The organism is Nostoc sp. FACHB-133 (genome assembly GCF_014698055.1).
In the GTDB taxonomy this organism is placed as follows: domain Bacteria; phylum Cyanobacteriota; class Cyanobacteriia; order Cyanobacteriales; family Nostocaceae; genus Nostoc.
On sequence record NZ_JACJSH010000080.1, the window covers coordinates 1 to 25,706 of the forward strand.

Sequence of the window (25,706 nt, forward strand, 5' to 3'; positions counted from 1 at the left end):
GAAAACTTATCAGTCCAAGCCATTGAAAAGAAAAGCGGTGGTGCGTTTGTAATTCGGCTAGAAGTTCCACCAGAAGCCAATAAAGCAGATATTGAAAGTCAGGCTAAAGCATTATATGAAATAAAGCTAAATGCACTAGAAGCTATATATCATGCAAAGTTACAAGCTAAAGATGAACAAATAGCTGAATATCGTCAGAGTAATACCAATTTAAACAACATTATTAACTTACTAGCAACTAGACCTATTCAAAATAATATTACTGTTACAACTAACGCGGAGAATAATTCAGTGTCAGAATCTTATCAATCCAAGTACGACCAAAGAAATTCTAATAACCAGTTTGTAGACACAGCCCAATCGGGTAGTAACCCGACGTTTAATCAATCTAATTACGCATCAGAGCAGAGACAAAATCTTGCTGAGGCAGCAGCAGAAATTCAGCAACTTCTCAATCAATTAGCTGAAATTAATCCAACAACAGACGCAGTTACAGAAGCGATTCATCAAAAAATTAAAACAGATCCAACTTTCAAAGCTAGGTTGCTAGCCGCCCTGAAAGCAGGAGGGCTGGAAGCGTTGAAGGCAATATTTAACCATCCAGCCTTTAGTATTCCGGCTGAAACAATAAAAGGATTCCTAGAAGTCGAATAGGTGATACTTTGGGTTTTACTTATGGGGACGGAGAAGCTTTTTTGTCCTGTCGTTTGATATTTACTTTGGCTTGTTGGTGTGATGAAGCCTCTTCTACTCTTGGTAATGGTTCTGTCACTGGTGACAGCATAGCCAAACTCGCAGCCGCTCCTAACACCTGCTCATTGCTCACTTCCAAATATCTCTGCAACTGCTCCAAATTCCGATGCCCCGAAATTTCCTGAATAACTTTCAACGGTATGCCAGCGTTACTCATCTGGGTGAGCGCGGTACGCCTGAAGCTGTGGGTACTCACGCCACGTCTAAAATCCCAGTCATTGATGAACCACCTGAATCTATTCCTAACCGAGAGCAAGCTGATCAAAAGCATCCCTATTAGAAAATTTTCGTCGCTATTTTCTTGGTATCAAAACAAACCAGCATAGCCAAATTGAGAGCATGTCATTTGTGTGGCAATTCTCAGTTAAAACAACATAAAACTCATGGCAATATCGGGCATTTGTCAGTCATTCCCCAGTCACTTCTTACCACTTCTTGGAAGTTCCTAGAACCGATTTTTATGATAAAAGTATGTTAACTCATGGAGTATATATGGCATACGTGCGGCACTTTCACGGCATCATAACCTAACTTTAATTTTAATTTCTGACGCACAGTACGCCATAATTGGCGGAAAGTTTTTTTGAAAAAAAGTGAGGAGCAAAGTGAATTCAAAATCACTTTTATCAAAAAGAAGTACCAAACAGCTACATTAATACTACAAAACTAACTGTACAGTTCACTCTCTTGATCGCTGACTATTAAAGACTCAATTCATCATCCTGCTGGCGTTGTTGCTGCTGCTGTTGCCTTAACTGCTGCCCATAAACTATAAGCAGCTGATTCCAATCACTGGCTTTAGATTTTTTGATTTGGGACTGTGGCAGTAGTTCTAAGACACGCTGCGCTGCCGCATCTGTGGTTTTATCGTTACCAAACGCCACCAGTATATTAGGAACTTTCTGCAATCGCTCAAATGGTAAGCTCTTGATGTCATCAATAGCCATATAGACTGTTCGTTCGGGTGGAACATCGCCCCTCTTCAGATATTCCAGCATGGCTCTTGAAATAGCATCAATGGGAGACTTGCACAGAATCGCTCTTGAAGTTTTATCATTAGCTTTACCCCCCAAGTGGAAGTAAAACCAGCTATCACGGCGTTTGGTTCCTTTCTCGTATCCCTTAAAAGTGTTGTTCTCTCCCCTAGTTCCTCTGAGGAATGCACCGTTACGTTGACCATCAAGATTTCGCATGACAAAAACAGCATTTTGTTGCTGATCAGCGTAAACTAGCCCCTGGTCATGAAGCATTTGAATACAGTCAGAGCGGATGCCCCGAAATTGAGTGAGGTAATGTTCAACGGCAGACCAGTTAGCTTTATCTTCAACGGGTGGGGTAAATTGGGGACGGGGTTCAGTCTGGATAATGTTAGCCGCCCTGTTCTTAACGTGAGCGATCGCTGCCCGTTCTACCCCAGCTTCTCCAAATCGCTCATGTAACCAGACAACCGCCTGCCGAAAATTGCACTGATTAACGTGCATCACCAAGTCAATCGCACCGCCAGAGCCTTTGGAGTGTTCGGGAGCAAAGTCATAGAATTTTTCCGCATCTATATTAATGATGTGTCCGTGACCCCGCCACCGCTCACGCTCGTAATTTAGCCCCAGTTCCCAAGCGACATCCTCTAAAGCCAAGTCGCGCAGTTGTTGGGTTTTCAATTCCAGCGTTCGCACAATTTCTTCTAGCCGTTGTCGTTCCTTCTCACTAGCCCTAGCCCGTTGCTCTGCCCTCTCCAATCGCTCCTGCATGAAAGCGCGGTCAGCCAGTTGGTGGTTGAGGACATGGAATTGGTGATCATTCTGAATCCGGGCAACGTAATTTGTAGCTGATTCAAAAGGTTCGGGTTCAAGTTTTTTATTCGACCAGACGTTGTTTAGTGGTTCACTGTTAACGGCTTGGTAATATTCCTTTACTTTGGTGTGGGTTGCCTTACTGCCCTTGACTCCTCGTTCAATGCCCAAAGGAGCAAGTGCAGCCGCATAGCTATCTTGCAGCTTGGATAACTTGATTCTTCCCTGTCCACCTCTACCGCCAAACATCGCATCATGACTGACTCTCCCGGTTTTATCGTTCAACGGCACGATGTAGGCGTGGATGTGTGGGGTACTTTCATCTAGATGAAGCTCTGCCCTGACGCACTTTGACCCATAGTTTTGATCTAGCCAGTCACGAGATGCACTCGCCCACTGCTGCATCAGTGAATCAGACCACTGCCCAGAAAGAGATGGATCTTTGGGGCGGAAATATTCAGGCGATGCCGAGAGAAACATTTCGGTGCATAACACTGCATCATGTCGAGGGCGATGCTTAAGGGTAGAGATTTTTTCTTTAACTATCTCTTCGAGTGCGCGTTCATCTTCTCCCCCAATCAACCGGAGATTCTCTCTAGTTGGATCTGCGTTGGGTGTTTCTCTATTCCTGGTAACATGGTCATCACTCCCGGCAACGTTGCCGAATGTTTTTAGTTTCTCAATTCTGAGAATCGTTAGTGGCGACATAAAAAAATTATGCTACAAATGCAGTACTTTTGTAGTACTAAAAAAACCCTTTGGGCGAACGGCGGTTTCATGTCATGAGCGCAGCGAGAGATGGCGCAGCCACCCGCAGGGCATGAAACCATAGTGAGTATGGTATCACTTATACAAAACCCTGAAATCCACTTTTGGGGGAGAAATCGCCCTTACTGCCTGGTGCGAAAATACGCCCAAAAGCACCTCTAGGGGGTATTATGACAGTCGTTTGACAGTCATCGGGTTTTTGGACAATGACTGTCAAACGACAGTCGTTTGGTACACTAAAGGGGTATTTAGGGGTAGTTTACAGCGCATTTTGACAGTCATCGAAATTTGGTATCAATCAACACGATGGCTTATCTAGAAACCCCTCTAATTCGGTAGGAATACAGGACATGGAGCAACCTAATTTAGAAGTGCTTTCGATTAAGCGCAGTCACGACAGTAGCGATGGCCAGTTGCTGCAATTTTTACGAGAGCGAGAGCGTAAAATGTCGGGCAGAGGTTTGACTAAAATTGTTTTGAGTACTTTGAGAATGTGCTGGGGGCCATTTGTCATAAAGCGTATTGGTGCTGACAGCGACACTCTAAAGACTGCTGTGATTTACTCTGTCTCACAGTTGGAATTACAGATTCACTTGCTCAAGCAATTACTCGATTGAGGGATTCTTTGAAGTACGTTTGCAACAAGTCTGTATTATTAATTCTCAATAATTTTAAAGTTATTGAGAATAAGCCAGTTTGATAAAAATGGCTAAAAGCTAGTTGGTGTATGTATTAGACACCAATTTTTTGGTCAAAGCCATGTTCTAAATAGCAGACATTTTGTACTGAATAGTCAAAGTTCCCTGACAGCTATAACAGTTAAAGGCGTGTATAAGCTGTGCAGAATAGCAGACATTTTGTATATAAATAGGGGTTTTAGGTGCAAAATGTCTGCTATTTGTAACTGTGATTAATCAGACAATTTCACCACTTAAAACAAGTTTCATCTCTATCAACAAGCGTGGAGATTGTAAAAGGAACAATTTCTATTCAGGTATGAAGAAAAAAATCGTATGTTAAGTAGGCTAGGTTAAGCTCTAGAAAGAATTATTGAAGCACAATTGCAACACAAGTGTATTATAAGTTCTCAATAATTTTGAAGTTATTGAGAATGAATCCAGCGTTCAAAATTTGCTGTAAGTCATAATCAGTAAGCATTACGCCCGAAACTTTCTCTAAAAGTCTTATGCTCAACTGGTAGCAGTAGGGCTACTGTATAGCTACCAGTTGGGGAATCATCAAATTTTAAAAAACTCGCTTTTTTAGTACTCAACTGGTAGCAGTGTGTCACCAGTTGAGCTACCCAACAGCTACCACTTGAGCAAGGTATTTAGAACTACTATTTCAATACTGTTAAACTACATAAAACCTATGTAATAAGCGGTGTTTGCAGTATAGCTTTGGTATAACTCACAAGTGGAGTGCAGTTGTTATACTACAAAAGTAGTTATTGAGTATTATTTGTTGACGTTGGTTCAAAGTTTTTTTTAGTTTTGGTTCAAAAAAACTGGCCTAAAAAGATTGCGTACTGTGCGTAAGTTTTGGTCAGGAATTTTTGGCTGAGAAATCAGGCAGGTAAATGAGGTTTTTGGGGTCTAAATCCTTAGATTTACCTTGTGTTTACCTTGTAAATACCTTGGAGATGCCATTGCAGTACCTTATTTTTGGCAAAAAAGAAGGATTTTGTAAAAAACGGTAATTTTCAGTGTTTTAGGTGCAAATAAATCCTTATATTTGCCATTGAGATACCATTGAAATGCCATTGGTTTACCTTACAAATGCCTTTAAAGAGAAAATCCTTGTAAATACCTTATAAATTCCATTCGAGTAAATTAATGCTTCGGGTGCGAAGTTTTTCGTCAGCCAAAAAAATTAGTATGATTTCCCAACCAGCATATAAAAAATCTTTAGGGGGCAAGATGTCCATTGATAAAAAGGAACTGGTACGGCTCGTTTCTAAACGCTTAAGCAAAGGCATCGGCACAGTTGAAGAAATTATTGATGCCACCCTCGAAGAAATTTATGAATCTTTAAAGCAGGGAGAGAGTGTTTCTCTACGGAACTTTGGCACTTTTTACGTCAGAACAGGACGAGAGTGTTGGGTGTTTAAGTTCAATCCCTCACAACGGTTACGTCAGTTGTTTGGCTGGTCATCTACGAAAAAGCCATAACATCATCTGGAGGCGAACTCTCTACCACGTACCTGAGAGTGCGGTGTCATTCCATCAAGCCTGATAAGCCGCCTAATTTTGTCCAGAGTATTAATTAGTGGAAAATTTTTGAATCTAAATGATATTCTGTGAGGATTAACCTTAGCGCTCTCACTTGGATTGAGCTAACCCATGAGCAATGGGACTGTAAAAACAATACTCATTTTGGCAGCAAATCCTAAAAATTCTACTCCATTGCGTCTGGATGAAGAGGTTCGTGAGATTGATGCTGGATTAATGCGAGCTAGGAACCGTGAGCAGTTTGAGTTGGAGCAGAAGTGGGCAACTCGACCTAGAGATGTGCAGCGAGCGATGCTGGATATTAATCCGCAGATTGTCCATTTTTCTGGACATGGTGTTGGAAATGGGGGGTTAGCACTAGAGGATGAAACTGGGAATACCAAGCTGGTCAGTACGAAAGCATTGGCTGGACTATTTGAGTTGTTTGTAGAGCAAGTAGAGTGTGTTCTGCTCAATGCCTGCTATTCAGAAATTCAGGCTGAGGCGATTGCCCAACACATTCCTTACGTAATCGGTATGAGTCAAGCAGTTGGAGATAAAGCAGCACTGGAATTTGCCGTTGGTTTTTATGATGCATTAGGAGCAGGAAAATCAATTGAGTTCGCCTACAAGTTTGCATGTAACAGCATTTGCATGGCAGGTATTGCAGAAGACCTAACCCCAGTACTGAAGAAGAAAACAAATGTTCTATCTGATAATAGAAGACCACAGGAGAGAGAAAGTCAGGAGTTAGACAACTCTACGAGACTTTTACCCAATTCCATTGTTTTAGAAGAGCCAGAAGGACAGGTAGGGCTTGACTCTGCCTTCTATGTAGAGCGTCCTCCGATTGAATCTGACTGTTACGAACGGCTGGTGAAACCGGGGGCATTAATTCGGATCAAGGCTCCTCGGCAAATGGGCAAGTCCTCTTTGATGGAAAGGACTTTGCATTATGCCACTCAGCAGGGCTATCTAACCGCATCCTTGAATTTTCAATCAACTGATCGAGCGCTATTGACCAACTTGGATGAATTCTTACAGTGGTTTTGTACCAGTATTGCTCGAAGACTGAATATACCAGAAAAGCTAGATAAATATTGGCAAGGGAGACTGGGCAGTAAAGATAAGTGTACAAACTATTTCGAGCGGTATTTATTACCAGAAATTCCTGGGCCGTTAGCTTTAGCTTTGGATGAAGTGGATGAACTTTTTCAGTACCGTCAAGTTGCTGCTGACTTCTTTGGACTATTGCGGTTTTGGCATGAAGAAGCAAAGAATGAGCCACTCTGGAAAAAACTGCGACTGATTGTGGTTCATTCTAGAGAAGTTTATGTTCCTCTAAATATCAATCAGTCACCTTTTAATGTAGGGTTGGCGATTGAACTTCCAGAGATGACCCAAGCTCAAGTGCAAGAGTGGGTACAGCGACATGGGTTGCAGTGGACAACAAAGCAAGTTGAAGAACTAATGCAAATGGTGGGTGGGCATCCTTATTTGGTGCGGGTGGCACTTTACCAAATTGCTAGGGGAAGAATTACCTTAGAACAACTCCTGAAAGACGCTCCAACTGAAGAAGGTCTGTATGGAGATCACCTGAGCCGTCATCTGTTGAATATTGAGGAAGATGCCGATTTAGTGTTAGCAATCACAAAAGTGGTAGCAGCGAGTGAGCCAGTCAAAATTGAGAGAACACAGGGATTTAAACTCCGTAGTATGGGACTGGTAAAATTTCAGGGCAATGCAGTTATGCCACTTTGTAACCTGTATCGCTGCTATTTTCGCGATCGCTTGGGGATTAGCTGATGAGTGATTTCTACTCCGGCTACGAATATCAAGTTGGAGGTAGTCTTCCTATTGATGCTCCCACGTATGTGCGGCGGCAAGCTGATCAAGATTTATACGAGAGTTTAAAAGCAGGCAAGTTTTGCTATGTGTTGAATTCTCGCCAAATGGGCAAGTCCAGCTTGCGGGTGCAGACTATGCAGCGGTTACAAGCAGAAGAGGTAGTTTGTGCTGCAATTGATATTACCTCAATTGGTGCTTCAGATATTACGCCAGAGGAATGGTACATGGGCGTGGTTAACAGTATCGTCAGGCGGTTAAGGTTGCAAGCAGCTTTTGATTTAGAAACTTGGTGGAGCGAGCGCAATTCACTATCATTTGTGCAGAGGTTCGGTCAGTTTATTGAAGATATTTTGTTAAAGTCAATTTCTCAAAACATTGTCATTTTTATAGATGAAATTGATAGTGTTCTCAGCCTAAATTTCAATGTAGATGACTTTTTTGCCATTATTCGTGAATGCCATGAAAGACGGGCAGATCAGATGGAGTACCGACGGCTAACTTTTGTTCTACTAGGAGTTACCACTCCATCAGACTTAGTTCAAGACAAGCGCCGCACACCCTTTAATGTGGGTCGAGCCATTGAAATGACTGGCTTTCAACTTCAGGAAGCTCAACCTCTAGCTCAAGGTTTGACATTCAATGCCAGCAACCCTTCAGCAGTCCTGGAAGCTGTATTGAACTGGACTGGTGGACAACCGTTTCTCACTCAAAAGGTTTGCGATCTCATTTTTGCTGCCGACGCTACCATTTCAGAAGGGGCGGAAGCAAAGTGGGTGGAACAATTAGTCCAAACAAAGCTAATTGAGAACTGGGAAGCCCAAGATGAGCCTGAGCATTTGAAAACAATCCGAGATCGCCTGTTGCGGAGTAGGGAACAGCGCACAGGGCGTTTACTGGGACTGTATCAGCAAATTTTACAGCAAGGAGAGCTTACAGCCGATGACAGTCTTGAACAAATGGAGTTGCGACTGACTGGATTGGTGGTTAGGCGTGAGGCAAAGTTGAGGATTTACAACCGCATCTATGCGTTAGTGTTTAACTGGGATTGGCTAGAGCGATCACTGGCAGAGTTACGACCCTATGCACAATCGCTGAATGCTTGGGTAGCTTCGGATTTCCAGGATGAGTCACGTTTATTACGTGGACAGACGTTACAAGATGCTCAAGCTTGGGTAGCTGGGAAAAGCCTGAGCGATCAGGATTATCAGTTTTTAGCTGCTAGCCAGGAACTTGAGAAGCGAGACATTCAGAAAAGGCTGGAGATTGAAAAACAAAAGAAACAAATTCTTGAGGCTGCCAGACAGAAAGCAAATAGACTGCTGATTACAAGCGCCACTATGGCATTGTTACTGATAGTTGCAACTCTAAAATTTGCCGAATATCAACGCAGAGAAGCTAAGTCAGCGCAAAAAGACTTGGAAAATGCTCAGACTGAAACCAGAAAAGTCCAAAAAGGAGTGCAACTGGAGCAAATAGCGGCTATCGCTTTACGCCAGTTTTTAGACGGCTCTACAGAAGAAATTAAACGCAGAGCTTTATTTTCAGCAATGCTGACTGGAAAGGAATTAAAGCTTTTAGTAAATAATGATCCTTTGAAGGATTATCCAGTTACTGGGCCGCTCCTAGCTTTACAAATTATGACCACTAACCTTTCTCAAGCAGACTCATTGAGAAGCAGTCGGAACCAGACAAGTAAAATTGCCGCACTGGAACCTAAAAGTATGGTTACAAGTATCAGCTTTAGCCCTGATGGACAACATCTAGCGACAGCAATGCTGGATGGTACAGTAAAAATCTTGAATCTATCAGGACAGCAAGTTAGTGAATTTAAAAGTCCTTATGGCGCACTTACAAGCATTGGCTTTATAGACGAGCAGCGCCTGGTAACTGGTGGGGATGATGGCATTATTAGAATCTGGAATCGTGCAGGAAAACAATTAGCTCAATGGCAAGCCCAAGAAGGTGTAATTACTAGCCTAAGTCTCAGCCCAAATAAAAAACTCCTGGCAACCTGCGGAGATGATACAGCCAATCTCTGGAATTTATCAGGAAGTTTAGTAAAAAAATTACAAGTTGATTCAAATTCAATTATTAGCGTCAGTTTTAGCCCAGATGGTAAATGGCTTGCTACAGCAGAACCTGATGCCACAGTTAGTTTCTGGAGCTTATCTGAGTCGGGATTATCTGAGCAACCCCTGTCAAAGCTTTATCTCTTCCATCCAGAGCAACTTCAACATTTTAGCTTTAGCCCCGATGGGCAACGCCTTGCTACAGTGGCATTTGGTGGTACAGTACGACTCTGGGATGTAGCAGGACGACAGGTAGCTCAATTTTCTGGTGACAACGATACAATTGTCAATATTAGTTTCAGTCCTCAAGATGCTAAAAAGCTTGCTCTTGTAAGAAGTATGGGCAAGCTAGAGATACAACCGATTCAAGAACTAGATCAACTAATCGCACAAAGCTGCAACTTGCTCAAAGATTACTTGGAAGATTATCCAGATGCGTCAAACTTGTGCGCTGCAAGATAACAGTTATTATAGTAGTCTACCTGCTACCTCCTGCTCGTACCTTTCCTCCAGGAGGTAGTCCAGGTGGCAATGGTGGTTGTTTCCATCTTTTAAATATTGCTAATTTTCGCTTAGATACTAATACTTGAGGTTTGTTAATGATTAACCGTAAATCTGCCACTACCTGAGCAGAATTTTCACTTGGTTCAAGGATAAATAATAGTCGGCTACATGGACTCCCTTGACTACTAGTAGCACAAACAACCCGCTTTCCATCCATTTCCCCACTAGTAATGTAGTTTAGTTTACCTTTTTGATTGTATGTTTGCAGTATGCTTGAAACTCGTACACAACGGTTCAAGGAAGATTCTTGAGACTCAGGGTAATAGTTACGAGTCCACTCCAAGATTGAAATAATTTGCTCAGAAGTCTTAGGTAATACGTTGTTACTAGTATCCTTAATTCGAGCTACTGTGTTCGGTATACCATTAATTACTTGGCAGAAAAAGGCCGTAGAAGTAGCAGATTGAGCCAGAGTACTACCATTTATTGCACTTGCACTTATAAATCCCATAAGGGAAGCTGCAATAGTTGAAGCATATTGTTGAAATCTCATAAGTGAAAGCTAAACAGTACTAATTGCAATCGTCTAGTATTTTTTTGCTTATCTTCCATTCTATAGCGAATGTAATACATATTTGTATTTGAAAGTATTATCTAAGCTCAAACCTTCAATCTGCCGTTGCGGTTTTTAGTTGTAACACTTTCGCCAACAGTATCGACTGCTCATTTCACCCCTGTTATTGAAAAGTTGTTGTGAAGCGATTTTGAAGAGTCAGTAATCACCGAAGACATCCACCGATAGCTCATTGTAAGATGGGGACATATACAGAAATCCTTATAGCGAACTCTCATTATTCGATTGTGTCCTTTTAGGCACATCAACCACATCAATCGCCCCCAGAAGGGGGTATTTTTATGGCGGTAGTGGATCTTGCAGTGCCTCGCAATATTGGGCTGTGTTAGCCTCTGATACATAGTATTCTAGTTAGACACTGATGGTAGTAACAGGGGATGAAGTATGGGAGAAGCTAAACGCAGAAAACAGCTTTTGGGTGATGTCTACGGTTCACGAGTTAATTTAGAAAAATGCCCCATACCTTCAGAAATTAGCCTTGGATATGTGAGTGATGAAGCATTGGCAACCACAAAAGCCCAACTGCATAGGATGCCTGATGATTTTAAATCCACCTTTTTCATCGCCTTAACAAAAGCTAAAACTATAGTTGAGCCAGGAATTGTTTTTTCTGAAGCTCTAAAGTTTTCCGGTGGAGTTGGTGTCGAAGTTACATTCCGCTCCGACATTGAAACTTTTATCAAATCCCGGTGTAATACTCCAGTTCTGGGCTTACGCCTGATACAAAAGCTCAAAAATATAGACTACAATACTCATCGAGTAATAGCTATCCTTGCTGGCTCTGATACTCCCATGCTTCCGATTAACGTCTATTCTGTTCAGCAAATCGAAACTCTGCTTAAGTACCTCAATGAAGACACCGAATTAATCCCAAATCTCTATCAATAAGTAATTGAGTTAAGTAATTGAGTTAAGTAATTGAGTAACTTATTATTCTAGGTCAATTACCTCAAAAGCTTGCTCTAAAAGGACTCGGAGAATTTCAGCTTTTTTTCTGCCAGTGCGGTTAGCTAGGTTAGTCAGTTTAGAGTGCATTTCTGGAGATAGATCCAAACTGACTCGAATTGGTCTTTCTCTTGGTGTAGATTCTTGAGTTAATTTGTCTAATAAATGATTAGATTGTTTCTCAGGTTTTTTAGCTGCACCAGTAGTTTAGTGACCATTATTTGTTTTGCAAGTCTTAAAGGCGGCGTGGGCGATCGCTATTAGCTCAAAGTCGGGGATACCGTCTATAAGGCTGTAATATTTGAGGTTGCCTTGAAACAGCCAGTAGGGGCAAAATGTGCCTTCGCTACTTTTACTTTTAGCCCTATATCTGCCCCAAAATCTGACTATTAATTGAAACGAATAAAATTGTTGTAACATAAATGTAAAATCAAAAGTATTTTATGTTTAAAACAAAATATTTATGGTGTGGCATTGGAGCATTAACACTGTTGCTCTTTGGTATGGCGGAGCAAGTAAGAGGGGCAGTAATATTTCAGACTGATCGGCTTGCGTTTGAAACGGCAAATCCGGGTTTAATGATTGAAGACTTTGAAAATGGTAATATAGCCACTGATCAGGCGTTCCCTTTTCCCGACGAACGGCTCAATAATGCGACGAATAATGCTTACTTTTCTCCTGGTGATATCCTGAGTGGAATTGAATTCAAGGTTTCTGGAGATTCCAATTTCGCGGTTAGCAATAATGCCTTTGTAAATACTACTACGAAATTAATCTTAGCTGCACAGGCATCGGCTGACATATTGATTAATCTGAATCCAGGTGTGACTTCTGTGGGATTTGATATTTATGACTTTGGAGGTACAGATGACAACCTTCTTGTCGAAGTTTTGGGAAGTTCTTCTGTTTTGAGCAAATTCACATTTAACCTTTCAGCGTTAAACCAACAATTTATTGGTGTTACCTCAGATAGCAAGAATATATCAAGTATTAGATTAACCCATCTATTGACAGGGCCTTGTTGTGCTGGTGCATACGGCATAGATAATGTAGCTTTTGGAGGCGTAGTATCTGTTCCAGAACCTTTTACTCTTGGTGGTACAGTGCTTGCTAGTGCTATTGGACTATCCATAAAGCGTAAGCAAAAAAACTCCTCAGTCATGTAGTGTACCTATAGTACGCAATGTCATTAAAAAGGCTGAAAGTTATGTGTCGGAGAGCATGTGTTCGGCAATATCTAACTCCGATTCTGCCTCTACGACAATAAACGAGCTGTCATACACGCCTTCATCGATTACACAAGTCACTAAAAACAACATAGCGTTACACAACTCTAAGAGGGTGTTTGAGTTACAGCGATCGCAGCCTGGAGGATTTCGGCTCAGATAAGTAATTGATTTAAGTAATTGAGTAACTTATTAATCAAATTCAATTTCATCAAATGCTTGCTCTAGAAGGACTCGGAGAATTTCAGCTTTTTTTCTGCCAGTGCGGTTAGCCAGGTTCGTAAGTTTAGAGTGCATTTCTGGAGATAAATCCAGGCTGACGCGAATGGGTCTTTCTCTTGGTGTAGATTCCTGAATTAATTTGTCTAATAAATGATTAGATTGTTTTTCAGGTTTTTTAGCTGCACCAGTAGTTTTTTGATCCGGTTCGTCATCACCAAAAATGAACTTATCGGCGTTATCGTCTAACCTTTTTCGTTTAGCATTCATTTCAGTAACCCAAAAATCTCTTTGCACAATTGCTCAAATTCTTCAGCCGAATCTTTGGCTCCTTTCATTTCCCAGATAGTTGCTTCCTGGGTAAAACAATCGGCAATCGCTTGCTTATTGTGGATTACAGTTTTCAACAACTTAACATCGGGGATTTTACTAAGTAGGGATAATGCCTCCTCTTTGAGCCTCGTTCCTTTAGACGCGCGAGAGAGAAATACTGCTGGCTTTGGTAGCCCACCCGATATTTTCTGTGCCGACTTGATTAACCGTATTGCTTCCGAAGCCGAATGTAGATCCAGTCCAGTCGGCTGAACCGGAGTTACCGAAACATCTGACAAGCACAAAATTGCTCTAGTGGATTCTGTGGTATTTGGCGCACCGTCCACAACTACAAACTGAAATTCTTCGGCAAGCTCTGGTAATTTTTCAATTAATTCGTTAGCGTCAGTAATTTTCGATGTCGGGATTTGACTAGACAGCAGGGACATCCATGTTGCTCCACTGCTTTGCGGATCTGCATCAACAAAGTGTATTTTCTTGCGCTTGCGGTGCAGCCAAGAGGCGAAATGAACTGCCCCTACTGTTTTTCCGCAACCTCCCTTCTGATTGCAAAACGAAATAATGGGCATTTACTTAACTCAATTACTTAACTGAGATAAGTATAATCCCAGCAATGGAAGGATGCCACTGTGATTGGCGTTACCGTGCCGAAACGGGTAAATTGTACGCTAAGGCTGAAACCAAGATGGGGTAGGCTTTTCAAGAAGTGCTTTTTCCTATAAAATTCGTGAAAGACCTATGGTTAGGCTGCCAGTTTCAATCTAGTTTGAACGAAAAATCGTCGTTTCAGGCACTTGAAAATTCTTTAGCGTACAAAAAACCTTTTTTGGCACGGTGATGCCTATATCTAACTCAATGGGCAAGGTACTGCAATGCCATAGCCCTGTGCGTAATCAATTCCTAGAGCCGTAATTCGCTCTAAAATCGCGTCATTCTCCACAAACTCAGCAATCGTCTGAATACCCATAACACTGCTAATGCGCGTGATTGCTGTTACGATTGCATCATCCACAGGATTCTCGACAATGTTGCGAATAAAGCTCCCGTCAATTTTGAGGTAATCTACAGGCAGAGACTTGAGATAGGCAAAGGACGACATCCCCGCCCCAAAATCGTCTAATGCGAAGCGACAGCCCATCCGTTGAAGTTCTTGAATGAACTGCCTGGCTTTTATGAGGTTAGCGATCGCCACGGTCTCGGTAATCTCAAAGCAAATGCACTGGGGTGAGATGGGGTGTAGGGTAAACTGCTCATGCAGGAAGTCAATGAATTGATCATCGTTGATGCTAGAGCCAGAAAGGTTAATCGCATAGATGCTTTGTTTATCGCCAACAAGCGTTGACCAATTCCTGAACAGAGTCCGAATCACCCAGCGATCGATTAGGTGCATCAAGTTGTAGCGTTCTGCTGCTGGAATAAACGCCATCGGCAGCACTAATTTTCCCTGGTCATCCCGGAGCCGCAGCAGCACTTCATAATGGTCGCCGTTTTGATCTGTCGGGGCGATCGCGGCAATCTTTTGAGCATAGAGACAAAACCAATCACTTTCCAAGGCTTGAGAAATGCGGCTGACCCACTGCATCTGGCCACGCTGTTGCAGTCGCTCCTGGTCGTCAGTCTGAGCGACGTACACGCGATTGCGACCCCGGTTCTTCGCAGTATAGCAAGCTGCGTCAGCCGTGCTGATAATCTCTGCAAGGCTATCGCTATTCGTGTCGATACTGACCAAGCCGATACTTACTCCAATTGAGAATACCTGCTCTTGCCAAACAAACCGGAACTCTTGAACACACGAAAGCAGATTGTTGGCAACTCGTAAAGCTTCCTCCAGCGTACACTGAGTGAGTAATACGCCAAATTCATCGCCGCCTAAGCGTGCGAGTGTGTCAGTTTTCCGAATCTTCTCCTGCAATAAGGCAGTAATTTGACGCAGTAATTCGTCTCCAGCCAGATGACCACAGGTATCATTTACGATTTTGAAGTGATCGAGATCCAAATAGCACAACCCATAAACCTGGTAGTCTAAAGAAGCAAGCTGCAATGCTTGTTCAACCCGCCGCTCAAACTCCTGGCGATTCACCAATCCGGTTAAGGCATCATGGGTTGCCTGCCAGGATAGCTGACGCGAAAGCTGGCGGTTCTGAGTCACGTCATGAAACACCATAACCGCCCCAATAACTTGTCCTTCACGATTGCGAATGGGCGCGGCGGAATCTTGAATCGCAATCTCTTGATCCCTCTCAGTAATTAAGACGGTATGGTTTGCTAAACTCACAATTCGATTTTCCTTTAACGCTTGCTCAATTGGGTTCTGAACTACCTCCCGTGTCGTTTCATGCACAATTCTCAAGACTTCTTTTAACGGCAACCCTTGTGCAGATGCTTCACTACATCCGAGCAGAGATTCTGCAATGGGATTGAGGTATTGAATCCTGCTAAAGGCATCTGTGGTAATAACTGCATCCCCAATCGATTGCAACGTCACCTGAGCTAATTCTTTTTCTTGAAAAAGTGTTTCTTCAATTTGCTTCAGGGCTGTGATATCGCGTCCCACTGATTGAAATTCGATAAAGCATCCTTGCTCGTCAAACAGCATTCGGTTATGCCACTGAGTCCAACGCACCTTATTTGCTACAACGACGCGATTCTCAATAATCACAACAGGATTATCGACACTAATTGAAGCGACTAATTGAACAACTCGCTCCCGATCTTCCTCAAAGATAATGGGTTGATAGCGGCTGCCGATCATTTCCTCTGGAGATTGTCCAAAATAAACTGCATAAGCTTGGTTGACAAACGTAAGTGTACCGTCTGGTAAATATCGGGCAATGAGTTCAGTCTGATCTTCGACAATGGCACGATAGCGAATCTCACTTTGTTTCAGAGCAATTTCTGCTTGCTTGCGATCGCTAATATCAATCACCACACCCAACATCCGCACAGGTTTACCTGCTTCGTTGTAAATACTGCGTCCTTTTCCAACCAACCAGCGCACTTTGCCATCAGGATGAATCACCCGATATTCAGCTTCATAATTAGTATTCTGAGTCATGGCGTTGAATAGAGCCTGTTCAACTCGCTCAACATCCTCTGGATGAATAGCATTGCGCCATACCTGGTATCTAGCTGATGATGTTTCTGGTTCTAACCCTAACAAGCGAAAGTGGTTGTCATTCCAAATAACTGCCCCATCAAGCAAATTCCAATCCCAACTACCGATATAGTTAAATTCCATCGTCAGCCTGAGTTGTTCTTCACTTTTGGCTAAGGCTACTTCTGCTCGTTGGCGTTCTTCTTCGATCCGCTTCTTGGGGCTGATATCCGTAACTCGCACCAAATTCATCACTTGGCCAGCAACCCTGATTTGTTTGATTGCGATGTTTCCCCAAAAGCAATTGCCCTGCTTGGTGAAGTATTCAATTTCATAACTCCACAACCCTTGCTGGTTAATTTCTTCGACAATGCTGGTTAGTTCATCAGAAGTAAACTGCTCTTTTTGTAAAGTATGACCTTCAATACCAATGAGTTCAGGTTTGCTTGAGGCGGCAAATAGTTCTACTGCACGATTATTACAGTCAATGGTCAGTAACGTTTCTGTATCTACCAAAAAAAGCGCATCAGCGGATTCGTTAAAGACAGCTTCTAGCAAGTCGCGGCTTTTGGTGATTTCTAACTCGCTTTCTTTACGTTCTGTAATATCTTGAATAGCTCCATACAGTCTAATAGTCTTACCTTGGGTATCATAAGCTACCTCTGCTCTTGACTCCAGGTAGCGCAATGAGCCATCAGGTCGGACAATGCGATATTCAAGATTGAAAGGAGTTTTATTAGCGATCGCCTTTAGTAAATGCCTCTGCAACACTAGTCGATCTTCTGGGTGAAGCATCTGGAGAAATGCAGCCTGCGTCGGTACTGATTCAGCAGGATTTAAACCGAAGATGCGGAAGGTTTCGGCTGACCAAATTTGTCTTTGAGACTCTAAGTACCATTCCCAACTGCCCAGATGGGCAATCTTTTGAGCAGTAGCTAGCAGCTTTTCATTGCGTCGGAGTTCTTCCTCGACTTGTTTGCGCTCGTTGAGTGCGACTTGCCGTTCTGTAACATCTTGGGCAGTCCCATAGAGGCGAATTACTCTTCCATCCGCGTTGAATTCTGCATGTCCAATCCCCTCAATATAAATAGTAGACCCGTAAGTTGGAGATGCACGCAGAATGAGTTTGTAGGATTCGCCAGTTGACATTGCCCGCTCAATTGCTTGGGCTAATTTTCCTGCATCTTCTGGCCAGTAAAGTTGCAGATTTTCTTGGTAGTTCGGCTCAAGAAGTGCGGGATCTCGATTAAAAAGCTCGAACAGTTGCTTTGACCAGTTAATTTTGCCAGTGGCAATATCAAACTCCCAATTACCGAGACGAGCAACTTGCTGAGATTCTTCTAATAAGGCTTCACTCTTGCGTAGTGTTTCTTCAGCATATTTGAGGTGGGTGACATCCACTACCAGCCCATCCCAAGCCACACAACCATTCGGCAACTGGCGTGGCGTAGAACGAAAATGTAACCATTTTAGCCGAGCGCTGGGCGTTTGGATTCGCACTTGCATATCAAACACCGATAGATTCTGCCGGGATTCATCGACTGCTGCCTGGAAGAGTGGTGCGTCCTCTGGGATAAACTGGCGATAGAGTAAACTTGAATCTTTCAGTGCATCTTCTGCGCTGACTTCCATCAGTTTTTCAATCCCCGCGCTGATATAAGAAAAGCGATCGCTGCCATCCAATTCGCGGATTACTTTATAAATTGCCCCATTAGGCAGATTATCGCCAATTCGCCGCAACATAGCTTCCCGCTCTTGTAGTGCGAGTTCTGCCTGTTTGCGTTCGTTAATTTCTCTCTCCAGTTCTCGATTGACTGCTTCTAGTTGTGCAGAACTTGGCAGAGCAAGTGCTTTTGGTATTAAAGGTATAAGTTCAGAAGCTGTGTAGAGTGAAACTAGGGCTGTAATCGCTTTTATACAACCACTCAACCAATAAGTTGGATACCAGAGTGTCAAAATATCCATCAAGTGGGTAGTACCACAAGTAACAATAAATGTTGCAAATAGCAGAAATATCCAGTTGAAAGGAAAGTCTTGGCGTTTGCGGACAAAATAAAGTAGCGCGATGGGAATGGAATAATAAGAAAGCGCTATTAAACTGTCGGATACAATATGCAACCCCACTAATTCTGGTTTCCAAAGATAGCAATGACCGTGGGGAATAAACTGTTTATAAGCAAGAAGGCTTTTCCAAAATTCCAGCATCAAGTTGTCTAAACTAGTTGTTATATACTTAGTTATTAACCGAAGTTCTTACAAGATTATATGCAGAAATAATATAAGTAAATGTATTTACAAGCCGAGTTGATATTTACACTTAAAAGAGTATATACTTAATTAATGTGTTTACCGTATTTTTACGGGGTGAAATGAGCAACCGTGCAGAAAGTTACGCTGTGCGATTGCTTATTTAGCCCCTGCAATCACTCTAACCTCTCACTAATGCCCCAAGCCTCCTTGACCAAATTCATGGGGTTAGTGCCATCTCAGTTACAAAAAACCGTTGCTGATGCCACATTCAAACCTAACTAAGAGCGAATTTCCCCATGTTGCCGAATATGTTCAACTAACCGCTTAGTTTCCCCTCCAGCTAATTCTAGTTCTCTGAGATTGCCCACCAAAACAAATAATTCCTTTGCCCTACTAACGGCTGTATTTAGCAAATTGGGTTTACGGTTGAGAAACCAAAAACTATGCTCTTGGTGGCACTGGTAAGGAGAGAAGATGATGGCTGCTTTCTCTCCTCCTTGAAAGGTGTGAACCGTGCCAATATCATCCCAAGAAAAGTTTCGCCACCGATTAGATAGTCGATACTTGAGCGCGTTAGCTTGCTGCAAAAAAGGCGACATCACCCCAATTGTTTTTGAGTTGTCATCCGAGTTAGTAGAGTACCCATGTTTCAGCAAGGACGCAATTATAGTTTCTACAGCATCAATTTCTTCTGGATTGGTATTATGGGTGTGGCTTCCCTCGACATGGTAAGCCAGCAGATGCTTGACCGTTGCAGTCGGGTCATAATCTGAAAGGATTTGCAGACCACCAGGATAGTTGGGGCTGCAAAACTGAATAATAGGTGGGGTGCAACGGTAGTGATTAGAGAGAATAATGCCATTGCCTAAGTCGCCTTCTGTGCCATTAGCACCAGCAGCGCGATGATAAGCAGTGGCAGTGTATTTGGCAGTGGGGGCATAGCGATAATAGTCTTCATTCCCCATGCCACGATCCAGAAAGGCAGTTTTCAGATATTGCTTGATGGTATCGTCGCTCATATTAACGATTGGCTCAATTTGTTGAGGGTCGCCTGCTACTACCGCCCTTTGCGATCGCAATAGCAAAGGAAATAATTGATGTATGAGAGTTGTCCCCGCTTCATCCACCAATGCCAGCTTGATGATATTAGGCTGAAGAATTGGCAACATATTAGGCGTTACCGTGCCGAAACGGGTAAATTGTACGCTAAGGCTGAAACCAAGATGGGGTAGGCTTTTCAAGAAGTGCTTTTTCCTATAAAATTCGTGAAAGACCTATGGTTAGGCTGCCAGTTTCAATCTAGTTTGAACGAAAAATCGTCGTTTCAGGCACTTGAAAATTCTTTAGCGTACAAAAAACCTTTTTTGGCACGGTGATGCCTGTTGTAAACCTTCACTGTGAATCCAACCAACAAACCCGCCGTAAATCATTCTGTCATTGCGATTGCCCTCAAAAAATGCAGTAATGCAGTAATGCAGTAATTAAAAAAACTAAGGCTAGTATTATTTTTTTTGGCTGTTTGTAGCTTAGAATGTACGCTTTAAGCATTTCAAGTTAAAATTACTGCATCAATTCAGTAATGCAGTAATGCAGTAATGCAGTATTTACTGTGTAAAGGATGTGATAGTGGGACAGACAATAGCATTTATTAATCAAAAAGGGGGCTGCTCAAAATCTACATCTGCCGTTCATTTGTCGTACTGGCTATCTCGCAAGGGTTACAAAGTCCAGCTTTTGGACGCTGATGCTCAACGTAGCAGTTCAATTTGGCTAACTTCGATGGAGTCTAATTCAATTCCAACTACTGTGCTGCAATCACCCGATGAACTTTTAGAGGAAATTCCTCCTTTAGCGCAAGAGTGTGATTATCTAATTGTGGATGGGCCGGCTGGTCTTTCTGAATCTAGCAGGGCAATATTGTTTCGGACTGACTTAGCCATAGTTCCCTGTCAACCAACAGGGTTAGACCTGCAATCTGCTAGTGATGCAGTTCGGTTAATCAAACAAGCTCAGTCAGTGCGTGGTGGCGCACCCAAAGCTGGAATATTTATCAGTCGTGCTACTAAGGGGACAAAATTACTGGATGAAGCAATTTCACTCCTATCGAAAACTAAAGAAGTAGCAATTTTAAAAACAGTTATTCACCAAAAACAAGCGATCGCTGACACCTTTGGTCAAGCTGCAACAATTTGGGATTTAGCTGGTCGTCCTGCGGCTGAATCTCAACGCGAATATGAACGGCTGTTCAAAGAAATTTTGGGGATGCTCAAATGACTAATAAAAAAAGAAAATCTCTTGATGATGCCCTGGCTCGTGAGTTTGTCTATGGTGAGTCAGCGAAAGAACAGGATCTCTCTCCCCAAGTAACTGCAAACCCAAAAAATCAGACTGAAGTTGAAGAGCAACAGCAGGCAGAAACTCATTCCCAGATTGAGCCAGAACCAGAACTTGAGCCAATTGCAACATCAATACCTACTCATAAACTAACCAAGCCTAGCATTATGTCCCAACTTCAGCCGACTGCTCCTAAAGAAGCAACAATTAGACTAACTGTGGACTTACCAGAGTCTATGCACCAAAAGCTTTCCTTGCTAGCTGCAAAGACCAGGAGGAAAAAGGCTGAAATTGTGCGATTGTTGCTGGATGAAGCTCTAAAGGATGTAAATGAGTAATGCAGTAATGCAGTAATGCAGTAAGCAAAATTTAAGCAATGGTAATTCTTACTGCCTTCAAAGCTATATATGTCAACGATTACAGTCGCCAATGCGGGATGCCTCTCTTGCGCGGTCGCACCTCACGGACGCAGTTAATAGATAAAAATCTATGCCAAGGGTGCTATTTTCAGTCATTAACTAATAATGCTGCCACCAGGATTTTTTGACTTTGTATAGATGAAAATGTGGTCTAGAGTCACTCTACATTAGTTTTTAGAAACTTTTTACCGCAAGTTTACCGCGTCCTGAAGGGTCAATGACTGATCTGGTCTATTGATGTTGTAAACTCCCATTGATTCCAGTTAAAAGTTTTGTTTTTCTTACGCAATTTAAGTTGTATAGTTTCTGATAGTCGTTCATCTTTACAAAATTGTTTAAATTCTTCACTTGTTAAATCAAGTATCAGTTCTCTACCATATTTATTTTTGGCTTTTATAAAATTAGTTCTTTTCAATGGTTTTATAATATTGTATTTTGGTCTGTGTTTAGTAAAATGCTCATTTTCTTTGTTATCTATTTCATGCCATATACATTTTTCTAAAATGATATATTCAAAATTATCTTTCCCGGATTCATTCCAATCACTTTGTAAAAGTTTATTAGCATGAATATTTCTATTTAATGCCGATTTATGTGTTAACCAGCGTGATTTTAAATCTTCTGTTTTACCCACATAGCAATCACCAGTTATTTTGTTTTTAATCATGTAAATACCAGCACTCATTTTAATTACCTCATAGTTATTGCAGGTTTTTATACTTTAAAGGTAGCCAATGAGCTTTGAAAGTCACCATCACTGCCAAAGCTAAAGTAGACCCAGGTGAGATATTCTAAGCAGCCCCAAAACTTATCATCTATACAGATCATTGAACATGAATGCAAGAGACACATCTATAAAGAAGCGCCAGCTTCAGCCGCCGCTACATCTGGTTTAGGCTCCTTCGCTTTCTTTTCAAAAAGCTGAATTCCGGCATCAACTACCTCAAACCCGTTTTCTGTGCGCTGTCCAAGCTTGCCCGATACAGCCCCTGCCCAGTCTGCAAATTCTGAAGCGCTAGTTTCCGCCTTCCGCCAACTTTTTGCATTAACTTGAGCAGTGAAAACTATGCCGTTCTGATCAGTTAACTCGATTGCAACTTTCTTGTTCTCGGCTGGTGTAGCTGTTGGTAGTTCGCCACTAAATTTTATTGTCACTTCGCTTTTGGCTGACATCGCTTACCCCTGGATCATCATCAATGAACTTTTTTTCACTCTTGATTTTATCAGGGCTTCAGAAAAACTTCGCACCCGAAGCATTAATTTACTCGAATGGAATTTATAAGGTATTTACAAGGATTTTTTGAAAAATGGCATTTGTAAGGTAAATGAATGGCATTTCAATGGTATTCCAATGGCAAATATAAGGATTTATTTGCACCTTCAACTCTGAAAATCATCCTTTTTTACCAAATGCCTCTTTTTTGTCAAAAATAAGGTACTGCAATGGCATCTCCAAGGTATTTACAAGGTAAACACAAGGTAAATCTAAGGATTTCGACCCCAAAAACCTCCTAAGCCTCCCTGATTTCTCCACCAAAAATTCCTGACCAAAACTTACGCACAGTACGCAAAAAATTTTGGCCAGTTTTTTGAACCAAAACTAAAAAAACTTTGAACCAACGTCAACAAATAATACTCAATAACTACATTTGTAATATAAAACAACACTCCATTTGTGAGTTACACCAAAGCTATGCTGCAAACACCACTTATTACATAGGTTTGATGTGGTTTAGCCGTATTGAAATAGTAGTTCTAAATACCTTGCTCAAGTGGTAGCTGTTGGGTAGCTCAACTGGTGACACACAGCTACCAGTTGAGTAGTAAAAAAGCGAGTTGTTGAAAATTTGATGATTCCCCAACTGGTAGCTATACAGTAGCCCTACTGCTACCAGTTAAGCATAAGACTTTTTGCGAAAAATTCTGCCGTAATGCTGACTGACTATGACTTACAGCAAATTTTAATCACCTGTTTCATTCTCAATAACTCTAAAATTATTGAGAATGAATAATACACTTGTGTTGCAAAGATACTTCAAAAAACTGCTCAATCGAGTAATTGCTTGAGCAAATGAATCTGTAATTCCAACTGTGAGATAGAGTAAATCACAGCAGTCTTGAGAGTGTCGCTGTCAGCACCAATGCGCTTTATGACAAATGGCCCCCAGCACATTCTCAAAGTACTCAAAACAATTTTAGTCAAACCTCTGCCCGACATTCGACGCTCACGCTCTCGTAAAAATTGCAGCAACTGGCCATCGCTACTGTCGTGACTGCGCTTAATCGAAAGCACTTCTAAATCAGGTTGCTCCATGTCCTGTATTCCTATCGAATTAGAGTAAATTATAAGTAAGCCATCGTGTTGATTGATACCAGATTTTCATGACTGTCAAAATGCGCCGTAAACTACCCCTAAGTACCCCTTTACTGTACCAAATGACAGTCGTTTGACAGTCATTACCCGAAAACACAACGACTGTCAAACGACTGTCGTTATGTACACTAAAGGTGCTTTTGGGCGTATTTTGACAGTCGGCAGTAAGCGCGATTTCTCCCCCAAAAGTGGATTTCAGGCATTTGTATAAGTGATACCATACTCACTATGGTTTCATGCCCTGCGGGTGGCTGCGCCATCTCTCGCTGCGCTCGTGACATGAAACCGCCGTTCGCTTGAAGGGGTTTTTGAGTACTACACTCACACTGCATTTGTAGCATAAATCTTTTATGTCGCCACTAACAATTCTCAGAATTGAGAAACTAAAAACATTCGGCAACGTTGCCGGAAGTGATGACCATGTTACCAGGAATAGAGAAACACCCAACGCAGATCCAACTAAAGAGAATGTCCGGTTGATTGGGGGAGAAGACGAACGCGCATTAGAGGAGATAGTTAAAGAAAAAATCTCTACGCTCAAGCATCGCCCACGAAAGGACGCGGTGTTATGCACTGAAATGTTTCTCTCGGCATCACCTGAATATTTCCGCCCTGGTGATCCATCTCTTTATGGGCAGTGGTCTGATTCACTTATGCAGCAGTGGGCGATCGCATCCCGTGACTGGCTAGCTCAAAACTATGGGTCAAAGTGCGTCAGGGCAGAACTCCACCTGGATGAAAGTACCCCACACATCCACGCCTACATCGTGCCATTGAACGAGAAAACCGGGAGAGTCAGTCATGATGCGATGTTTGGCGGTAGAGGTGGGCAGGGAAGAATTAAGTTATCGAAACTCCAAGACAGTTATGCTGCTGCACTCGCTCCTTTGGGCATTGAACGAGGGGTCAAGGGCAGTAAGGCAACCCACACCAAAGTAAAGGAATATTACCAAGCGGTTAACAGTGAACCACTAAACAACGTCTGGTCGAATAAAAAACTTGAACCCGAACCTTTTGAATCAGCTACAAATTACGTTGCCCGGATTCAGAATGATCACCAATTCCATGTCCTCAACCACCAACTGGCTGACCGCGCTTTCATGCAGGAGCGATTGGAGAGGGCAGAGCAACGGGCTAGGGCTAGTGAGAAGGAACGACAACGGCTAGAAGAAATTGTGCGCGAGCTGGAATTGAAAACCCAACAACTGCGCGACTTGGCTTTAGAGGATGTCGCCTGGGAGTTAGGGCTAAATTACGAGCGTGAGCGGTGGCGGGGTCACGGACACATCATTAATATAGATGCGGGAAAATTCTATGACTTTGCTCCCGAACACTCCAAAGGCTCAGGCGGTGCGATTGACTTGGTGATGCACGTTAACAATTGCAATTTCCGGCAAGCGGTTGTCTGGTTAGATGAGCGATTCGGGTCAGCTGGAGTAGAACGTGCAGCGATCGCTCACGTTAAGAATAGGGCGGCTGACATTATCCAGACTGAACCCCGTCCCCAATTCAACCCACCTGTTGAAGATAAAGCTAACTGGTCTGCCGTTGAGCGTTACCTCAATCAATTTCGGGGCATTCCCTCTGATTGTGTGCAAATGCTTCATAACCAGGGGCTAGTTTACGCTGATCAGCAACAAAATGCTGTTTTTGTCATGCGGAATCTTGATAGTCAATGTAACGGTGCATTCTTACGGGGAACTAGGGGCGAGAACAACAGCTTTAAAGGGTACTCTAAAGGAACCAAACGCAGTGATAGCTGGTTTTACTTTCACTTGGGGGGCAAGGCTACCGATAAAACCTCAACAGCGATTCTGTGCAAGTCCCCCATCGATGCCAGGGCAAACGCATCTAAATATTGACGAGCCTGAATCAGAGTGGAATTTAGCAAAACCCTAATCAAACAAGGCTTTCAGGAAATTAAATATTCATGTGC

19 protein-coding genes and 2 pseudogenes are annotated in these 25,706 nt (G+C 42.5%); 10 read left to right on the top strand and 11 right to left on the bottom strand.

Annotated elements, in window-relative coordinates; translation table 11 throughout:
* A pseudogene (locus tag H6G86_RS33825) lies at window positions 1-654 on the top strand (pentapeptide repeat-containing protein); the annotation flags it as partial.
* 19 nt (window positions 655-673) lie between these two features.
* Here the strand turns inward: H6G86_RS33825 and H6G86_RS33830 are convergent.
* Window positions 674-952 (bottom strand): annotated as a pseudogene (locus H6G86_RS33830) (site-specific integrase); the annotation flags it as partial.
* A gap of 502 nt (window positions 953-1,454) precedes the next feature.
* On the bottom strand, window positions 1,455-3,251 hold the full coding sequence (mobV, locus tag H6G86_RS33835; protein WP_190938009.1) for a MobV family relaxase: 1,797 nt from the start codon (window positions 3,249-3,251) through the stop codon (window positions 1,455-1,457).
* 410 nt (window positions 3,252-3,661) lie between these two features.
* On the opposite strand from mobV (H6G86_RS33835), the gene H6G86_RS33840 reads away from it, so the two are divergent.
* From H6G86_RS33840 to H6G86_RS33855, 4 genes are all read left to right on the top strand, one after another.
* On the top strand, window positions 3,662-3,928 hold the full coding sequence (locus tag H6G86_RS33840; protein ID WP_190938010.1) for a hypothetical protein: 267 nt from the start codon (window positions 3,662-3,664) through the stop codon (window positions 3,926-3,928).
* Between the two features lie 1,260 nt (window positions 3,929-5,188).
* The gene (locus H6G86_RS33845) at window positions 5,189-5,482 is read left to right on the top strand and encodes an HU family DNA-binding protein (RefSeq protein ID WP_242065107.1); all 294 of its coding nucleotides are present in this window, start codon (window positions 5,189-5,191) and stop codon (window positions 5,480-5,482) included.
* A gap of 171 nt (window positions 5,483-5,653) precedes the next feature.
* Window positions 5,654-7,327 (top strand): AAA-like domain-containing protein, encoded by a 1,674-nt coding sequence (locus H6G86_RS33850; protein ID WP_190938011.1) that lies wholly within the window; start codon window positions 5,654-5,656, stop codon window positions 7,325-7,327.
* Complete coding sequence (locus H6G86_RS33855; RefSeq protein ID WP_190938012.1) at window positions 7,327-9,900, top strand: WD40 repeat domain-containing protein; 2,574 nt, start codon at window positions 7,327-7,329, stop codon at window positions 9,898-9,900. The genes H6G86_RS33850 and H6G86_RS33855 overlap by 1 nt, the downstream gene beginning before the upstream one ends.
* Before the next feature lie 16 nt (window positions 9,901-9,916).
* On the opposite strand, the gene H6G86_RS33860 is transcribed toward H6G86_RS33855, so the two are convergent.
* Complete coding sequence (locus H6G86_RS33860) at window positions 9,917-10,495, bottom strand: COP23 domain-containing protein (protein ID WP_190938013.1); 579 nt, start codon at window positions 10,493-10,495, stop codon at window positions 9,917-9,919.
* A gap of 465 nt (window positions 10,496-10,960) precedes the next feature.
* On the opposite strand from H6G86_RS33860, the gene H6G86_RS33865 reads away from it, so the two are divergent.
* Window positions 10,961-11,464 (top strand): hypothetical protein, encoded by a 504-nt coding sequence (locus H6G86_RS33865; RefSeq protein ID WP_190938014.1) that lies wholly within the window; start codon window positions 10,961-10,963, stop codon window positions 11,462-11,464.
* A 264-nt stretch (window positions 11,465-11,728) separates the two neighbouring features.
* Here the strand turns inward: H6G86_RS33865 and H6G86_RS33870 are convergent, their stop codons facing one another.
* Window positions 11,729-11,941 (bottom strand): hypothetical protein, encoded by a 213-nt coding sequence (locus H6G86_RS33870; protein ID WP_190938015.1) that lies wholly within the window; start codon window positions 11,939-11,941, stop codon window positions 11,729-11,731.
* A 23-nt stretch (window positions 11,942-11,964) separates the two neighbouring features.
* Here H6G86_RS33870 and H6G86_RS33875 point away from each other — a divergent pair, with 23 nt between their 5' ends.
* Entirely contained in the window at window positions 11,965-12,687 is a 723-nt protein-coding gene (locus H6G86_RS33875) for a PEP-CTERM sorting domain-containing protein (RefSeq protein ID WP_190938016.1), read from the top strand.
* A 252-nt stretch (window positions 12,688-12,939) separates the two neighbouring features.
* Here the strand turns inward: H6G86_RS33875 and H6G86_RS33880 are convergent, their stop codons facing one another.
* From H6G86_RS33880 to H6G86_RS33895, 4 genes are all read right to left on the bottom strand, one after another.
* The gene (locus tag H6G86_RS33880) at window positions 12,940-13,236 is read right to left on the bottom strand and encodes a YlcI/YnfO family protein (RefSeq protein WP_190938017.1); all 297 of its coding nucleotides are present in this window, start codon (window positions 13,234-13,236) and stop codon (window positions 12,940-12,942) included.
* On the bottom strand, window positions 13,233-13,868 hold the full coding sequence (locus H6G86_RS33885) for an AAA family ATPase (protein WP_190938018.1): 636 nt from the start codon (window positions 13,866-13,868) through the stop codon (window positions 13,233-13,235). Before H6G86_RS33885 ends, H6G86_RS33880 begins: the two co-directional genes overlap by 4 nt.
* 278 nt (window positions 13,869-14,146) lie before the next feature.
* Window positions 14,147-18,598, bottom strand: coding sequence for a bifunctional diguanylate cyclase/phosphodiesterase (locus tag H6G86_RS33890; RefSeq protein WP_190938019.1), 4,452 nt, complete (start codon window positions 18,596-18,598; stop codon window positions 14,147-14,149).
* Window positions 18,599-18,921: 323 nt separating this feature from the next.
* The gene (locus H6G86_RS33895) at window positions 18,922-19,884 is read right to left on the bottom strand and encodes a DEAD/DEAH box helicase (protein ID WP_242065108.1); all 963 of its coding nucleotides are present in this window, start codon (window positions 19,882-19,884) and stop codon (window positions 18,922-18,924) included.
* A gap of 385 nt (window positions 19,885-20,269) precedes the next feature.
* On the opposite strand from H6G86_RS33895, the gene H6G86_RS33900 reads away from it, so the two are divergent.
* Complete coding sequence (locus H6G86_RS33900; RefSeq protein ID WP_190938020.1) at window positions 20,270-20,917, top strand: AAA family ATPase; 648 nt, start codon at window positions 20,270-20,272, stop codon at window positions 20,915-20,917.
* Window positions 20,914-21,315: a YlcI/YnfO family protein gene (locus H6G86_RS33905; RefSeq protein WP_190938021.1), complete on the top strand. Its 402-nt coding sequence runs from the start codon at window positions 20,914-20,916 to the stop codon at window positions 21,313-21,315. Before H6G86_RS33900 ends, H6G86_RS33905 begins: the two co-directional genes overlap by 4 nt.
* Before the next feature lie 295 nt (window positions 21,316-21,610).
* On the opposite strand, the gene H6G86_RS33910 is transcribed toward H6G86_RS33905, so the two are convergent.
* The 3 genes from H6G86_RS33910 to H6G86_RS33920 all read right to left on the bottom strand — a co-directional run bounded on the left by H6G86_RS33910 (window position 21,611) and on the right by H6G86_RS33920 (window position 23,710).
* Window positions 21,611-22,081, bottom strand: a complete 471-nt coding sequence (locus H6G86_RS33910; protein ID WP_190938022.1) for a GIY-YIG nuclease family protein — start codon at window positions 22,079-22,081, stop codon at window positions 21,611-21,613.
* 167 nt (window positions 22,082-22,248) lie between these two features.
* Entirely contained in the window at window positions 22,249-22,569 is a 321-nt protein-coding gene (locus tag H6G86_RS33915; RefSeq protein WP_190938023.1) for a hypothetical protein, read from the bottom strand.
* Between the two features lie 874 nt (window positions 22,570-23,443).
* Window positions 23,444-23,710, bottom strand: a complete 267-nt coding sequence (locus tag H6G86_RS33920) for a hypothetical protein (protein ID WP_190938024.1) — start codon at window positions 23,708-23,710, stop codon at window positions 23,444-23,446.
* A gap of 410 nt (window positions 23,711-24,120) precedes the next feature.
* Here H6G86_RS33920 and mobV (H6G86_RS33925) point away from each other — a divergent pair, with 410 nt between their 5' ends.
* Window positions 24,121-25,632, top strand: a complete 1,512-nt coding sequence (mobV, locus tag H6G86_RS33925) for a MobV family relaxase (protein WP_242065109.1) — start codon at window positions 24,121-24,123, stop codon at window positions 25,630-25,632.
* Window positions 25,633-25,706: the final 74 nt, after the last annotated feature.

What these genes read in the sequence shown, in the direction of transcription:
- H6G86_RS33875 (WP_190938016.1), top strand. Translation starts at nt 11,965, where the DNA reads ATGTTTAAAACAAAATATTTATGGTGTGGCATTGGAGCATTAACACTG.
- H6G86_RS33850 (WP_190938011.1), top strand. Translation starts at nt 5,654, where the DNA reads ATGAGCAATGGGACTGTAAAAACAATACTCATTTTGGCAGCAAATCCT.
- H6G86_RS33890 (WP_190938019.1), bottom strand. Translation starts at nt 18,598, where the DNA reads ATGCTGGAATTTTGGAAAAGCCTTCTTGCTTATAAACAGTTTATTCCC.
- H6G86_RS33910 (WP_190938022.1), bottom strand. Translation starts at nt 22,081, where the DNA reads ATGAGTGCTGGTATTTACATGATTAAAAACAAAATAACTGGTGATTGC.
- H6G86_RS33920 (WP_190938024.1), bottom strand. Translation starts at nt 23,710, where the DNA reads ATGGAGCAACCTGATTTAGAAGTGCTTTCGATTAAGCGCAGTCACGAC.
- H6G86_RS33855 (WP_190938012.1), top strand. Translation starts at nt 7,327, where the DNA reads ATGAGTGATTTCTACTCCGGCTACGAATATCAAGTTGGAGGTAGTCTT.
- H6G86_RS33840 (WP_190938010.1), top strand. Translation starts at nt 3,662, where the DNA reads ATGGAGCAACCTAATTTAGAAGTGCTTTCGATTAAGCGCAGTCACGAC.
- H6G86_RS33905 (WP_190938021.1), top strand. Translation starts at nt 20,914, where the DNA reads ATGACTAATAAAAAAAGAAAATCTCTTGATGATGCCCTGGCTCGTGAG.
- H6G86_RS33845 (WP_242065107.1), top strand. Translation starts at nt 5,189, where the DNA reads ATGATTTCCCAACCAGCATATAAAAAATCTTTAGGGGGCAAGATGTCC.
- H6G86_RS33885 (WP_190938018.1), bottom strand. Translation starts at nt 13,868, where the DNA reads ATGCCCATTATTTCGTTTTGCAATCAGAAGGGAGGTTGCGGAAAAACA.
- H6G86_RS33915 (WP_190938023.1), bottom strand. Translation starts at nt 22,569, where the DNA reads ATGTCAGCCAAAAGCGAAGTGACAATAAAATTTAGTGGCGAACTACCA.
- mobV (WP_190938009.1), bottom strand. Translation starts at nt 3,251, where the DNA reads ATGTCGCCACTAACGATTCTCAGAATTGAGAAACTAAAAACATTCGGC.
- H6G86_RS33880 (WP_190938017.1), bottom strand. Translation starts at nt 13,236, where the DNA reads ATGAATGCTAAACGAAAAAGGTTAGACGATAACGCCGATAAGTTCATT.
- H6G86_RS33870 (WP_190938015.1), bottom strand. Translation starts at nt 11,941, where the DNA reads ATGTTACAACAATTTTATTCGTTTCAATTAATAGTCAGATTTTGGGGC.
- H6G86_RS33865 (WP_190938014.1), top strand. Translation starts at nt 10,961, where the DNA reads ATGGGAGAAGCTAAACGCAGAAAACAGCTTTTGGGTGATGTCTACGGT.
- mobV (WP_242065109.1), top strand. Translation starts at nt 24,121, where the DNA reads ATGTCGCCACTAACAATTCTCAGAATTGAGAAACTAAAAACATTCGGC.
- H6G86_RS33860 (WP_190938013.1), bottom strand. Translation starts at nt 10,495, where the DNA reads ATGAGATTTCAACAATATGCTTCAACTATTGCAGCTTCCCTTATGGGA.